Genomic DNA, 12,994 nt, shown 5'->3' with positions numbered 1-12,994 from the left:
AACGCCGGAGCGGTGCAATATTATGCCGCCTGCTGGCGCTGCTCGCCCTCGCGGCGGGCTTCGTGGCGGGCGCGGGCTTCGTCGTGCAGCTGGCGCACCAGCGGCAACAGCTCGCTGAGGCGGCAGCAGCACGAGAGACGGTTCACTTTATCGGACTGCCCCGATATAACGGGCTGCGGCTGAGACTGACGATGAATGACTTTCATAACAGAAAAAAGGATATCCTGCTGCACGCCGCCCAAATGGCCGGGATGCAGCAAGGTGGTGAAAGAGTCGGGGTTGGAATTGGCTTGCATGGTAGAATCAGGAGGCTTGGGCAAACAAATCGAGCTGCTGCGTAACGAGCGCCGAGCGCACCGAGCCGGCCCCAAACAGAATCTGGCGGCGCACCTGCTGCTCGCTCAGCTCGCCGATAACGGGCTGGTGCTCGCCGCGGCAGGTGAGGAAATACTTGGCGCGCTTAAGCACCACGCCCAACTGGCGCAGGGTTTCCATATCGAGCGTGGCGAAGCGCCGGGCCGCGATAATGCGCTTGGCCGAGCGCGCCCCCACGCCGGGAATGCGCAAAATCATTTCATAGTCGGCCACGTTCACATCGATGGGAAATATGTGGCGGTTGCGCAGGGCCCAGGCCAGTTTAGGGTCAATCTCAAGGTCGAGGTGCGGATGGGCAGGGTCGAGGATTTCGTCGGCCTGGAAGCCGTAGAAGCGCATCAGCCAGTCGGTCTGGTACAGGCGGTGCTCGCGGATGACGGGTGGCTGCGTGACTTGCGGCAGGCGGGCGTCGTCGGTGACCGGGATGTAGCCGGAGTAGTACACCCGCTTCAAGCCGTAGCCCTGGTAGAGGCTGTCGGTGAGCTTAATGATTTGCAGGTCCGTTTCGGCGCTGGCCCCCACGATGAGCTGCGTGCTCTGGCCGGCAGTGGCGAAGCCCGGCACCTTTTTAAACAGCGCTTTTTCTTCCTTATTCTGAATGATGCCGTCCCGAATCTGGGCCATCGGAGTCAGGATTTCCTGGTAGTTTTTTTCCGGGGCCAGCGTGGTGAGGGCCAGCTCGGAGGGCAGCTCGATATTCACGCTGAGGCGGTCGGCGTAGAGGCCCGCCTCGGCAATCAGCTCCTCGCTAGCGCCGGGAATGGTTTTAACGTGGATGTAGCCGTTGAAATGATGCTCGGTGCGCAGCTTTTTCACGATGCGCACCAGGCGCTCCATCGTGTAGTCGGGGCTGGAAAAGATGCCGGAGCTCAGAAATAGGCCCTCAATGTAGTTGCGGCGGTAGAAGTTGATGGTGAGGTCCACCACTTCATCCACCGTGAAGGCGGCGCGCTTCACGTCGTTGCTGCGGCGCGACACGCAGTAGGCACAGTCGAAAATGCAGTGGTTGGTGAGCAGGATTTTCAGCAGGCTCACGCAACGGCCGTCCTCGGTGTAGCTGTGGCAAATGCCCATGCCTTCGGCGTTGCCGAGGCCTTTGCCTTCGTTTTTACGCTTGCCGCCGCTGCTGCTGCACGACGCGTCGTACTTGGCGGCATCGGCTAATATGCTTAGTTTCTCCTGAATGCGCTCGTTCATGCGGTGGGACGTTGCTTTCGGCCTTAAAATTACAAATCAGCCCCCAATTGGGCACTATGCTTTAAGCTAATTTTTTTGGGAATAGTTTCTTTTTAAGAGAAAATCGACCGGCTATTATTTCGTACTGGCTTAGCAAAGCCGCTCCTCTAATATTCCCGACAGAATGCCGGGCCGCAAACGCCTCCGGCTCCTTTTCGTACTTTGCGGCGTTGCCCCTGTTCATGAGCTTTCGCGGTTGTTATTTATCGGTCTGGCTACTGGGCCTGCTCCTGCTGATGGGGCTGGCCCGGCCGGCGCGCGCGCAGACGTTCGACCCGCGCTCGGCGGTGCCGCCCGACTCGCTGCACGCGACCCTGGAAGTACTGCCCGCCCGTCCCGACTCCCTGCGCCAGCGCTTCGACCAGGAGCGGCTCATCAATCGCCTGCAAGCCTACTCGCGCCGCAAAACCATTGCCGGCCGGGCCATGTCTGGCCTGCTCAACTTTACGAACCGCCAGGGCGAGCAAGCCGGCCTCGATGCCGTGCTGCTCGACCGGCAGTTCGACCGGCACAGCTTCAAAATTGTGCGGCGCATTACCATCCGGCCGCTCGATGCCTTCGGCTACAGCCTGAGCGATTCGACCCGGCACCCGCGCAGCCTGCTCGACAAGGCCGGCAACGGCCTGCACATTAAAACCTCGCGGGCCCGCATCCGGCAGGTGCTGCTGTTCCGGGCCGGGCAGGCCCTGGAGCCCCAAGCGCTGGCCGAATCGGAGCGCCTGCTGCGCCAAACGCCCGAAATTCTTGATGCCCGAGTGCTGGTGAACGAGCGCACCACCACGCGCGACAGCGTCGATATCGAAGTGCTCACCACCGACGTGTTCAGCATCACGGCCGGCGCGCAGGTGGGCACGGCGACGGCGGGCGTCATCACCCTCGGCGACCAGAACTTCCTGGGGCTGGGCCACCAAATCGAAAACTCCTATAATTATGGCCGGGAGTACGACAACTCGCCCGGCGCGCAAACCTGGGCCTACGAAGGCAGCTACACGGCCCCGTTCCGCCATTTTCTCTACGCCCAGGCGCGCTACCGCAATGAATTTAACTACCGCTCGGGGGGTGTTTCGCTCAAGCGAGATTTCTACTCGCCCACCACGCGCTACGCCGGAGCGCTCAACATCGACCGCTACGCGCTGGATATTGCGCTAAGCCCACCGCCGGCCGGCCAGCCCTACCGCTACTACCCGCTCAACTACAACGTGCAGGATGTGTGGGTAGGCCGCGCCCTGCGCCTGCGCTCCTACGACCTGGGCTACGAAAACCCGGGGCGTATCATTGTGGCCACCCGGGTGGTGCGCAGCCAGTTCCAGACCGTGCCCACGCCTACCCCGGCCGATGTGCCCAACTACCAGAATACCTACCACAACAGTACCCTGCTGCTGGGCACCGTGGGGTACTCGGTGCGCCGTTACTATAAGGACCGGTACCTGTTCGGTTTTGGCCGCACCGAAGACGTGCCAACCGGCACGCTGGTGAGCTTCACGGCGGGCTACGACATGAACAGCGTAGTGCCCCGCCGTTACCTCAACGTGCGGCTGGCCGCGGCCGCCTTCAGCACCCGCACCGGCTATCTCTACGGGGCCGTGGACGTGGGCGGCTACCAGCGCCTCGACGCCGCCAAAAAGTGGGAACAAGGTCTGCTCACGGGCGAATTAACTTCGTTCACCAGGCTCTATCACGCCGGCAACTGGCAGTACCGGCACTTCCTCAGCAGCCGGGCTACCATTGGCCTGAACCGCCGGCCGGGGGAGTTTTTGCAGGGCATTACCAACGACCGGGGCCTGCGGGGCTTTTCGCCGGCCACCCCCATTCTGGCCACCAGCCGCTTCGTGCTCAACTACGAAACCACGTTGTTCACGCCACTTTCGCTGCTGGGCTTTCGGCTGGCCGGCATTGCCTTCGCCGATGCGGCCTGGGTAAGCAACCGGCCCGGCGGGGGCTCGCCCTTCGCCGACTCGCCCTACACCGGCTTTGGGTTGGGCCTGCGCTTCCGCAACGAGTTCACGGTGTTGCGCACCTTCCAGTTGCTGCTGGGCTACTACCCCCGCGGCCTGAACGCGGCCAACGGCATTCGCATGTACGAAAGCACCCGTGAAACCATCACCTTCAGCGATTTTGGGCTGGGCTCGCCCGGGGTGCCGCAATACCAGTAAGCGCAGCGGCTAGCGCCAACGTAGCAGCGCCCGGCTCCCTAAGTGGGGGCCGGGCGCTGTGCTATTCTCTAATACCTGATAATAAATCCCTGACAATAACTAACGAAGCGATAACTAATAGGCTAATAATTTGGCGCTTAGCGCCCCGAATTAAAGGCGATGGGCAGCGTACAGGCCACGCGCACCGGCTGGCCATTCACGCGGCCAGGCTCCCAGGGGGGCATGGTCCAGATAAGGCGCAGGGCTTCTTCGTTGAGGCCGTTGCCGGGGCCGCTCATCACGTGGGCATCCTGCACCTGGCCTTGGGCACTGAGCGTGAAACTGACGTAGACTTTACCCGAAACGCGGCGGTTGAGCGCCTGCTGCGGGTAGCGGATTGACTTGCCCACATAAGCGGCAAACGCCTTGTCGCCGCCCACAAAGTGGGGGTTCACCTCGGGGTTCACGAATACCGAATCGGGACTGATAGCCGCCGGAGCCGCCGGGCTGGCTGGCGCGGCCTGATTGGGACCCGTCTGGGCCTGGCTATGGCCGGTAGCCATCAAGCCCAGCAACGCAGCAAAAAGAGACAAGCGTAAAGTATTTTTCACAGTAAGAGCGGATTAGTGGTGCAGGTAACGTGAGAAGCGAGGGTGGCAACCCGCGCTAAATACGACCGAAAGCTACAAAGCGGATTTCAGTAAATTGACTTATCAGCAGATTATTTTCCTGACAGGCAAATAGAACAGTGTCTAAAAACGTGGCACTATTTAAAGGCCCTATTTTGGAGTAATCGTTTAAAATGAGGCGAATTACCATTTTATGGAATTATATACAGACAGCACCTGGTCGGGCGACACAAGCGGGACGTTGTTATTTTTTTATTACCTGAAACAGCATTATTCCGACAAGTTGAAATTTCCCAGCCCAGAATCAAAAACATCCTATTAAATTTGTTATCGTAAATCGACGATAAGCATTAAGAAACCCGATGGCATTCCATAAGCACGCGCATTTTACGCCCGCCGAACAACGACTCGCGGCCATTGCCAAGGCCTTGGGACACCCGGCGCGGATTGCCATTGTGCGGATGCTGGCTCAGCGCCGGGCCTGCGTGTGCGGCGAGCTGGTGCTGGAGCTGCCGCTGTCGCAGAGCACCGTGTCGCAGCACCTGAAGGAGCTGAAGGCGGCCGGCCTGGTACAGGGCGAGGTCGACGGGCCGCGCGTGTGCTACTGCCTCGATGCGGCCGGCTGGGCCGTGGCCCGGGAGCTGTTTGGCGATTTGCTGGCGGAAATACCGATTGCTACGCGCGCCGCAGCTGCCGCCCCGGACTGCTGCTGAGCGGTGAGCTGACGGACTTACCCGACTTACAAAACCCATTCTTCACCCAACATATAGCACCATGAATATTTCTGAAATGAAAGCAGCCCTGGCGGGTCTATCGGCCGTGCGTTTTCGGCTGCCCGATGGCACGGCGCTGCCAGCCCATTTCCACGTGACGGAGGTGGGCCTGGTGAGCAAGCATTTTGTCGACTGCGGCGGCGTGGAGCGGCGCGAAACAGCGGCTAACTTCCAGCTTTGGGAGGCGGGCGACTACGACCACCGGCTAGCCCCGCAGAAATTCCTGAGCATCCTGAAGCTGTCGGAGAAAATTCTGGGCCGCGAGGACCTGGATATTGAGGTAGAGTACCAGCAGGCCACCATCGGCAAGTTCGGGCTGGCATTTGACGGGACGGAATTCCAGCTCACGGCCAAACAGACGGCTTGCTTGGCGCAGGATGCCTGCGGCATTCCGGCGGCCCCGTCGTTTGCCCTGCCCCAGCTGCAAATGGCGGGCTGCACCCCGGGCGGCGGGTGCTGCTAGCGCCGCACTTAATCACCATCATCACTGCCACCTGACGAACCTTTATGCCTGACGCTAAGAACATTCTGGTGCTGTGCACCGGCAACTCCTGCCGCAGCCAGCTGCTGCACGGCTACCTGGCGCAGGCGCTCGGCCAGCGCGCCGCCGTGTTTAGCGCGGGGGTCGAAGTGCACGGTCTCAACCCTCGCGCCGTGCGCGTGATGGCAGAGGACGGCGTGGACATTTCGGCCCACACTAGCAACCACGTTGACGAATACGCGGCCGTTCCCTTCGACTACGTCATCACCGTGTGCGACCATGCCAACGAGGTGTGCCCGGTATTTCCCTCAACGGCCAAAAAGCTGCATCATAATTTCCCTGACCCCGCCAAAGCGACCGGTAGCGAGGAGGAAATAAGGGCGCAGTTCCGGAGCGTGCGCGACCAAGTGAAGGCGTATGCTCACGATTTCGTGCAGGCTGAATTTTAGGCGGGCACGCGCCAGCACGTCACCCCCCCTTCCCGTCCTTAGAACTTTCCGAATAGGCTGTCGTGCTTCGTCTGGCGTCCGTTGGCCGCAGCAGCTCTACTGCGCAAGTAATCTCTTTGGCTGAGTTAGTTACGCGGTATAACCGTTTCGGCCAGCGGACGCCAGACGAAGCATGACCGTTCTTTTTTGCCTATTTCGGACAGGTTCTCATTCCTTATGAAGCTGCAACTCCTTACGGCTGACCACTGGCCGGCCGTACTCGCCATCTATGTCGAGGGCATGGCTACCGGCACTGCCACCTTCAACACCGAGCCGCCTACTTGGGAGGTTTGGCATACCGGCCACCTGCCGACCTGCCGCCTGGTGGCAACCACCGAAAACGGGCTGGTGCTGGGCTGGGCAGCACTGTCGCCGGTTTCGGGCCGTTGTGTGTACGCCGGCGTGGCCGAGGTGAGCGTGTATGTGGCCGCCGCGGCGCGGGGGCGAGGCGTGGGCCACGCCCTGATGAAGGCCCTGGTAACGGAATCAGAAGAAAACGACCTGTGGACCTTGCAGGCCGGCATCTTTCCCGAGAACCCGGCCAGCCTGCGGCTGCACGAGGCCGTGGGCTTCCGGCTGGTGGGGCGGCGCGAGCGCATCGGCCAGCTGCGCGGCGTGTGGCGCGACACCCTGCTGCTGGAGCGCCGCAGCCCCGTGGTGGGCACTACGGATACCATCGGGGCCTGATGCAGACGACGCTCCGAACCTGCCTGCTGGCCGAGGTGCTGGGCACGGCCATCCTCTTGATTTTTGGAACCGGGGCGGCCGTGGTCGATGCCCAAACCCACGCGCTGGGGCACGGCGGGGTGGCAGCAGCCTTTGGGTTGGTGGTGTTCATCCTCATCCAGAGCCTGGGCGAAATCAGCGGCGCGCATGTGAACCCAGCCGTGACGGTAGCCTTCTGGGCGATGGGGCGCTTCCCGGGGCGGCGGGTGCTGCCCTACGTGGGCGCGCAGCTGGTGGGCGCGGCCCTGGGTAGCGGGCTGGTGAAGCTGATTGCCACCCCGAGCTCGGACCTGGGCGCTACGCTGCCGGCCCACGGCCCCTGGCAGGCGTTGGGCATCGAAACCTTCCTCACCTTCTGGCTGGTGCTGGTGATTTTTCGGGTTACCTCGGGCCCGAAGGAAGCCGGCCTGCTGGCGGGGCTGGCCATCAGCATGACGGTGGCGCTGGAGGCCCTGGTGGCCGGCCCGCTCACGGGTGCGAGCATGAACCCGGCCCGCTCGCTGGCTCCCGCCCTGCTCAGCGGCCACCTGGCGGATTGGTGGGTGTACCTGGTGGGGCCAGTAGCCGGCGCGCTGCTGGCCGTGGCCGTGAACAAGGGGCTGGTGCAGCGGCACGGGGCGGCGGCGGACGTATAGCACAAGCTGCAGCATGTGCTACATTTCTTCCCGACCTTTGCCCCTTAACTTCTCAAGTTTGCACCTTATGGCCAGCCTCCTCCTCGGCGATTACAACGACCTCGAAGTAGCCCGCGAAACCAGCATCGGCCTCTACCTCACCTCCGACGACGGCGACCTGCTGCTGCCCGAAAAGTACGTGGAGGCCGGCACCCGCGTGGGCGACATCGTGCGCGTGTTCGTGTACCGCGACTCGGAAGACCGCCTCATTGCCACCAACCTGCGGCCCCTGGCCCTCGTGAATTCCTACGCCGGCCTCACGGTGAAGGACCACGGCCCGGCTGGTGCCTTCCTGGAGTGGGGCCTGGAAAAAGACCTGCTCCTGCCCTTCCGCAACCAGCGGCGCGACCTGCGCGCCGGCGAGCGGGTATTCGTGTACGTGTACCTGGATGAGGAAAGCGACCGCCTCGTGGCCTCCACCAAGTGGAAGCAGTTTCTGAGCCAGGAGCCCTTTCGGGGCGAACCCGGCGACGCGGTGCGCCTGCTCGTGGCCGACGAAACCGAGCTGGGCTACCCCGTTATCGTGAACGGGACGCACCAGGGGCTGCTGTTTCACAACGAGGTATTCCGGCCCCTGCGCCTGGGCGAGCAGCTGCCCGGCTTCCTGCGCCAGGTGCGGGCCGATGGCAAGCTCGACGTTCGCCTGCAACAGGACGGCTACGGCAAAGTAGAATCGGCCACCGACACGCTGCTGAAGGCCATTCAGGCCGCGCCGGGCGGTCGCCTGCCTTTGGGCGACAAAAGCCTGGCCGACGATGTGTACCGCCGCGTGGGCATGAGCAAAAAGGTATTCAAAAAGGCGCTGGGGGCCTTGTTCCGGCAGGGCCTGGTGCTGCTGGAGCCAGAGGCAACGGTATTGAAGTAAGGTGCGGGCTGGCCCCCGCCCGTCGTTGAACGGAATCGTTTGAATGGCGTACATCATTCCGTTCAACGACGGGCGGGAGCCAGCCCCGCACCCTACTTATGAAAACCGCTTTACTCGCCGGGGCCACGGGCCTCATTGGTTCCCAGCTGCTGCCGCTGCTCTTAGCTTCCGAGCGCTACGCCAAGGTGATTGTGGTGGGGCGCCGGGCCGTGCCCACCATTCACCCCAAGCTGGTGCAGGTCGTCACGGAGCTGGACCGGCTGGAGGACGTGCGCCTGAAGCTGATTGCCGACGACGTGTTTTGCTGCCTGGGTACCACCATGGCGCAAGCGGGCTCGAAGGAGGCGTTTTTTACGGTTGATTTTCTGTACGTGGTGCAGCTGGCGGCACTGGCGGCGGGCAACTTCGCCGCGCAATTCATGGTGGTATCCAGTATGGGAGCCGATGCCGGGAGCAGCATCTACTACAGCCGGGTGAAGGGCGAGATGGAAGTGGCCGTGCGGCAGACGCTCTTTCGGGCCATTCATATTTTCCGGCCCTCGCTGCTGCTAGGCGAACGAGCCGCACCCCGCCTGGGCGAGCGCCTGGGAGCCGTGGGGCTGCGGCTGCTACGCCCGCTGCTGCGCGGCCCGCTCCAGAAATACCAGCCGGTGACCGGCGCAGCCGTGGCCGCCGCCATGCTGCGCGCCGCCGAAACGGATGGCAGTGGGGTGCAAGTGCACGAAGCAGCCGGGCAGCTGGTGACCTAGGGCGCAGCAGCAATACCGTGCGCATCCCCGCCCAGGCAGGCACTGTGGTCAAACTCCTGGTGAAGGACTAGCCAGGCCCGTAGCGTCCAGCAGCAAAAAGCCTCGCCAGAACCACTGGTGGGGCTTGCCGTTTCTCATTGCGGCTTACGCAGCGGGCTTGCCGGCCACGCCGGCCGCCCCAACCCCGCCCCCGCCCAGCACGATGAGCTGGGTGTAGCCCTGGAAGCGCTGCCGCATCGCGTGATTCTTTGTTGTGAGGCCTGTTCAGCAAACCTGTCGACCGGTGTGCTGATTTTTTCAAACGATTATCCTAAACCCCGGCCGCAAAAAGCATTGCCGCCTGCTTTATTCACCGGAGAGCCATCGAAAGCTTCGGTCTTTTGCCGGCAATTGCGCGGGTATCCTGCCAGCGGTGATTCAGCCCTCGCCTTATGTTCAGCGGTACCCTCCTACTTATTGACGATGAACACAGCCTGCGCCAGGCCATCGGCCGGCTGTTGGAGCTGGAAGGGTACACGGTACTGCAGGCTCCGGATGCCCGCCGGGGCTTCGAGGTACTAACCCAGCACGCGGCCGAGGTACTGGTTATCCTCTGCGACGTGAAGCTGCCCGACGGCTCCGGCATCGACCTGCTGCCGCGCCTGCGGCAAGCCGCTCCCCTGGCCGAAATAATCCTCCTCACGGCCTATGGACGCATTCCCGACAGCGTGCGGGCCATGAGAGAGGGCGCGTTCGACTACCTGACCAAGGGCGATTCCGACGACCAGCTCCTGGTCGTCGTCGACAAGGCGGTGGCCAAGGCCCGGCTGCAGCACCGGGTGGCCGCGCTGGAGCGGCAGGTGGGCGCACTGCACAGCTTCGCGTCGATGATTGGCACCTCGGCCGCGCTGGGCCACGCCAAAGACCTGGCCGAGCGGGTAGCCCCCACCGACAGCACCGTGCTGCTGGAAGGGCCCACCGGGGCCGGCAAGGAGCTGTTCGCGCAGGCCATCCACTTGGCCAGCCCGCGCCGGAGCAAGCCGTTTGTGGCGGTGAATTGCAGCGCATTTCCCCGGGATTTATTGGAGTCGGAGCTGTTTGGCTACCGCAAGGGGGCCTTTACCGGGGCGGTGGCCGATAAAAAGGGCCTGCTGGAAGCGGCCCACACGGGCACGCTGTTTCTGGACGAAATTGGCGAGCTGGCCCCCGACGTGCAGGCCAAGCTGCTGCGCGTGCTCGAAACCCAGCAGTTCACCAAGCTCGGCGACACCCAGGCCGTGCAGGTGAACGTGCGGTTTGTGGCGGCCACCAACCGCAACCTCAAGCAGGAGGCTACCGACGGCCACTTCCGGGCCGACCTCTACTACCGCCTCTCGGTGTTCACCATCGACGTGCCGGCCCTCAAAAACCGGCGCGAGGACATTGCCCCGCTGGCCGATTATTTCCTCCAGAACTTCGCCGTGAAGCTGCGCAAGCGCATCACCGGCCTCGATGCGGCCTGCCTGCGGCAGCTGCAGCAGTACAGCTGGCCGGGCAATGTGCGCGAGCTGAAAAACGTGCTGGAGCGGGCCGCCATCCTCACCGACGAGCTGGTGCTGACCGCCGACGCCCTGCCCGACGACCTGCAGCTGCTGGGCCCCGAGCCCGACGCGCCCGGCACCGGCCGCTCGCTGCGCGGCATGGAGAAGCGACAGATTCAGCTGGTACTTCACGAAACCGGGGGCAACAAAACGGAGTCCGCCCGGCAGCTGGGCATCGGCCTCAAAACGCTTTACCGCAAGATTACCGAGTACGGGATTTGAGTAGTGAAACGTGGTTAACTACGACAAAGAAGGTAGTCAGGCTGAACGCCGTTCTCTTGACCACTCTTGCTCATCCGTTACCTGGCGTCCTGCCCCCCCTGCCACCCTATCATTATGACAATGGCACCGGGTCAGAATGGCCCGGTGCGCTGCGTTTGGGCAGGGTTTGGCATGCTTCACAAAAATCACAGCTTTTGATTGCCAGCCCGTTGCGTAAATCGCAGCAATCAGCAGCCCTTCTGGTCTGGCATTCGCTACCGTTAGCTTAGCCCTGGGAATGCTCCCCTCGCCTAGCCGGACGGATTATGTCACTCAAAGCAAAAATTACCTGGGGATTCGTGGCCATGCTGGCCCTGCTGATGGGGCTGGGGGCCTACGCCTTCCGCACCGTGCAGCACCTGGACCACGGCTCGCGCACCATTCTGCAGGACAACTTTTACTCGGTGCAGCTGGGCCAGGCCATGCTCCAGGACCTGGACCTGGACCGGGCCGGCGACCAGCCCGGCGGCGCGGGGCTGGCGCAGTTCCAGGCCACCCTCACCCGAGAGGCGGGCAACATCACCGAGCCGGGCGAGCAGCAGCTCGTCGACAGCATGGTGGCGGGGCTGGGTCGGTTGCAGGCGGGCGCGGCCCGGAGCGAGCCGGAACTGGCCCAGCTGCGCCGCCAGACCCACCGCATGGTGACGCTCAACATGCGGGCGCTGACCCGTAAAAACACGCTGGCCAACCGCACGGCCACCAACGCCGGCCGCCTGCTGCTCGTGCTGCTCACCGTGGGCTCGCTGCTGGCCCTGGGGCTGGTGCTGAGCGTGCCGGAAGCGGCCGTGGGCGGCCTGCGCAAGCTATTGGCCAGCATCGAGCACGCCGCGCAGGGCAACTTCGCGGCTTCGATTCCGAAAGAGAGCAACGACGAGTTTGGGATGGTAGCCCAAGCCTTCAACCGGCTGCTGGTACACCTGAGCGACTTCCGCAGCGCCAACCTGGCCGACATCATCACCGAGCGCAACCGCGTCACTAGCATCGTGCACACCCTCGACGAGGGGCTGCTGCTGCTAGACGAGAACCGCCACATCATCGTGGCCAACCCCGTGGCTTGCCACCTGCTGGGCCTGCCCGAGAAGCTGATGCTGGACCGGCCCGCCGGGGAAGTGGCGCAGGAAAACCCGGTTTTTCGGGAGCTGCTGGCCTTTGCCCAGCTGCCGGCAGCCCAGCGCACGGCCCAGCCCAAGCTGCTGACCCTTGGGGTGGGGCCCACGGCGACGCACTTCCAGCTCACCGTGCACGAGGCCACGTCTTTCAACGCCGTGACCGATAAGATGGAGTTCGTGGGCTCCATTCTGGCGCTGCACAACGTGTCGGCGTTCCGCAAGCTCGACCAGACCAAGTCCGACTTCCTGGCCACCGTGTCGCACGAGCTGAAAACGCCGCTTTCCACCAGCAACATCAACCTCCGACTGCTGCTCGACCAGCGCGTGGGCCCGCTCAATGCCGAGCAGCGCGACATCGTGGACCACCTCAAGCGCGAAAACCAGCGCCTGCTGCACCTCGTGGCCGAGCTGCTGACCGTGGCCCGGCTCGAAGCGGGGGCCGCCATCGTGCTTAACCAGCAGCCCACCGACCTAGCCACGCTGGTAGCCGCCGCCACCGAGTCGCTGCAGCTGCAATTGCGGCCCCGGCACCTGGTACTGGATGTGCAGCTGCCCCCGAACCTGCCGGCGGTGAACGTCGACCTGGAAAAATCGGCTTGGGTGCTGCTCAACCTGCTGACCAACGCCGTGCGCTACTCGCCCGAGGGCGGCCGCATCGGCCTCACCGCCGTGGCCACTCCCGATGGCCAGGCCGTGCAGGTGCGGGTGCAGGACCAGGGCAACGGCATTGCGCCCGAGCAGCAGGAGCGCATTTTCGAACGGTTTGTGCAGGTGCCCGGCGCACCGCCCCCCAATACCGCGGCCGCCGGCACCGGCCTCGGGCTGAGCATTTCCCGCGAGTTCATCACCAACCAGGGCGGCACGCTGGGCGTGGAAAGTACGCCCGGAGCCGGCAGCACCTTCTACTTCACGCTACCCGTGGCCTAGCCACTTTCAC

The 12,994-nt window shown here is 63.4% G+C and carries 13 protein-coding genes; 10 read left to right on the top strand and 3 right to left on the bottom strand.

Annotated elements, in window-relative coordinates; genetic code table 11:
• Positions 1 to 20: 20 nt before the first annotated feature.
• Entirely contained in the window at positions 21 to 296 is a 276-nt protein-coding gene (locus ABIB44_RS16230) for a hypothetical protein (RefSeq protein WP_354585714.1), read from the bottom strand.
• A 7-nt stretch (positions 297 to 303) separates the two neighbouring features.
• Positions 304 to 1,572: a putative DNA modification/repair radical SAM protein gene (locus ABIB44_RS16225; RefSeq protein WP_354585713.1), complete on the bottom strand. Its 1,269-nt coding sequence runs from the start codon at positions 1,570 to 1,572 to the stop codon at positions 304 to 306.
• A 221-nt stretch (positions 1,573 to 1,793) separates the two neighbouring features.
• Between ABIB44_RS16225 and ABIB44_RS16220 the strand changes: the two genes are divergently transcribed.
• Positions 1,794 to 3,764, top strand: a complete 1,971-nt coding sequence (locus ABIB44_RS16220) for a BamA/TamA family outer membrane protein (protein ID WP_354585712.1) — start codon at positions 1,794 to 1,796, stop codon at positions 3,762 to 3,764.
• 137 nt (positions 3,765 to 3,901) lie between these two features.
• On the opposite strand, the gene ABIB44_RS16215 is transcribed toward ABIB44_RS16220, so the two are convergent.
• Positions 3,902 to 4,336 (bottom strand): energy transducer TonB, encoded by a 435-nt coding sequence (locus ABIB44_RS16215; protein WP_354585711.1) that lies wholly within the window; start codon positions 4,334 to 4,336, stop codon positions 3,902 to 3,904.
• Positions 4,337 to 4,734: 398 nt separating this feature from the next.
• Between ABIB44_RS16215 and ABIB44_RS16210 the strand changes: the two genes are divergently transcribed.
• The 9 genes from ABIB44_RS16210 to ABIB44_RS16170 all read left to right on the top strand — a co-directional run bounded on the left by ABIB44_RS16210 (position 4,735) and on the right by ABIB44_RS16170 (position 12,984).
• Positions 4,735 to 5,085: an ArsR/SmtB family transcription factor gene (locus ABIB44_RS16210; protein ID WP_354585710.1), complete on the top strand. Its 351-nt coding sequence runs from the start codon at positions 4,735 to 4,737 to the stop codon at positions 5,083 to 5,085.
• A gap of 61 nt (positions 5,086 to 5,146) precedes the next feature.
• Complete coding sequence (locus tag ABIB44_RS16205) at positions 5,147 to 5,608, top strand: DUF6428 family protein (protein ID WP_354585709.1); 462 nt, start codon at positions 5,147 to 5,149, stop codon at positions 5,606 to 5,608.
• A gap of 44 nt (positions 5,609 to 5,652) precedes the next feature.
• Positions 5,653 to 6,075 (top strand): arsenate reductase ArsC, encoded by a 423-nt coding sequence (locus ABIB44_RS16200; protein WP_354585708.1) that lies wholly within the window; start codon positions 5,653 to 5,655, stop codon positions 6,073 to 6,075.
• A gap of 216 nt (positions 6,076 to 6,291) precedes the next feature.
• Complete coding sequence (locus tag ABIB44_RS16195; protein WP_354585707.1) at positions 6,292 to 6,801, top strand: GNAT family N-acetyltransferase; 510 nt, start codon at positions 6,292 to 6,294, stop codon at positions 6,799 to 6,801.
• Positions 6,801 to 7,475 (top strand): MIP/aquaporin family protein, encoded by a 675-nt coding sequence (locus tag ABIB44_RS16190; protein WP_354585706.1) that lies wholly within the window; start codon positions 6,801 to 6,803, stop codon positions 7,473 to 7,475. The genes ABIB44_RS16195 and ABIB44_RS16190 overlap by 1 nt, the downstream gene beginning before the upstream one ends.
• 67 nt (positions 7,476 to 7,542) lie before the next feature.
• Positions 7,543 to 8,379, top strand: coding sequence for a CvfB family protein (locus ABIB44_RS16185; protein WP_354585705.1), 837 nt, complete (start codon positions 7,543 to 7,545; stop codon positions 8,377 to 8,379).
• A gap of 98 nt (positions 8,380 to 8,477) precedes the next feature.
• A complete protein-coding gene (locus tag ABIB44_RS16180; RefSeq protein ID WP_354585704.1) occupies positions 8,478 to 9,128 on the top strand; it encodes an NAD-dependent epimerase/dehydratase family protein in 651 nt (216 codons plus the stop codon).
• 431 nt (positions 9,129 to 9,559) lie between these two features.
• Positions 9,560 to 10,909, top strand: coding sequence for a sigma-54-dependent transcriptional regulator (locus tag ABIB44_RS16175; protein WP_354585703.1), 1,350 nt, complete (start codon positions 9,560 to 9,562; stop codon positions 10,907 to 10,909).
• A gap of 305 nt (positions 10,910 to 11,214) precedes the next feature.
• A complete protein-coding gene (locus tag ABIB44_RS16170; protein ID WP_354585702.1) occupies positions 11,215 to 12,984 on the top strand; it encodes a sensor histidine kinase in 1,770 nt (589 codons plus the stop codon).
• The last annotated feature ends 10 nt before the right edge of the window (positions 12,985 to 12,994 follow it).

The sequence above is a fragment of the Hymenobacter sp. UYCo722 genome, from assembly GCF_040547115.1.
GTDB lineage: Bacteria > Bacteroidota > Bacteroidia > Cytophagales > Hymenobacteraceae > Hymenobacter.
The sequence above is the reverse complement of the archived record's forward strand: the minus strand, read 5'-3'. Positions and strand labels throughout refer to the sequence as shown.

Bases quoted from the DNA above. Each gene is read 5' to 3' on its own strand.
- ABIB44_RS16185 (WP_354585705.1), top strand. From the start codon at position 7,543: ATGGCCAGCCTCCTCCTCGGCGATTACAACGACCTCGAAGTAGCCCGC.
- ABIB44_RS16175 (WP_354585703.1), top strand. From the start codon at position 9,560: ATGTTCAGCGGTACCCTCCTACTTATTGACGATGAACACAGCCTGCGC.
- ABIB44_RS16210 (WP_354585710.1), top strand. From the start codon at position 4,735: ATGGCATTCCATAAGCACGCGCATTTTACGCCCGCCGAACAACGACTC.
- ABIB44_RS16190 (WP_354585706.1), top strand. From the start codon at position 6,801: ATGCAGACGACGCTCCGAACCTGCCTGCTGGCCGAGGTGCTGGGCACG.
- ABIB44_RS16220 (WP_354585712.1), top strand. From the start codon at position 1,794: ATGAGCTTTCGCGGTTGTTATTTATCGGTCTGGCTACTGGGCCTGCTC.
- ABIB44_RS16180 (WP_354585704.1), top strand. From the start codon at position 8,478: ATGAAAACCGCTTTACTCGCCGGGGCCACGGGCCTCATTGGTTCCCAG.
- ABIB44_RS16195 (WP_354585707.1), top strand. From the start codon at position 6,292: ATGAAGCTGCAACTCCTTACGGCTGACCACTGGCCGGCCGTACTCGCC.
- ABIB44_RS16205 (WP_354585709.1), top strand. From the start codon at position 5,147: ATGAATATTTCTGAAATGAAAGCAGCCCTGGCGGGTCTATCGGCCGTG.
- ABIB44_RS16170 (WP_354585702.1), top strand. From the start codon at position 11,215: ATGTCACTCAAAGCAAAAATTACCTGGGGATTCGTGGCCATGCTGGCC.
- ABIB44_RS16230 (WP_354585714.1), bottom strand. From the start codon at position 296: ATGCAAGCCAATTCCAACCCCGACTCTTTCACCACCTTGCTGCATCCC.
- ABIB44_RS16225 (WP_354585713.1), bottom strand. From the start codon at position 1,572: ATGAACGAGCGCATTCAGGAGAAACTAAGCATATTAGCCGATGCCGCC.
- ABIB44_RS16200 (WP_354585708.1), top strand. From the start codon at position 5,653: ATGCCTGACGCTAAGAACATTCTGGTGCTGTGCACCGGCAACTCCTGC.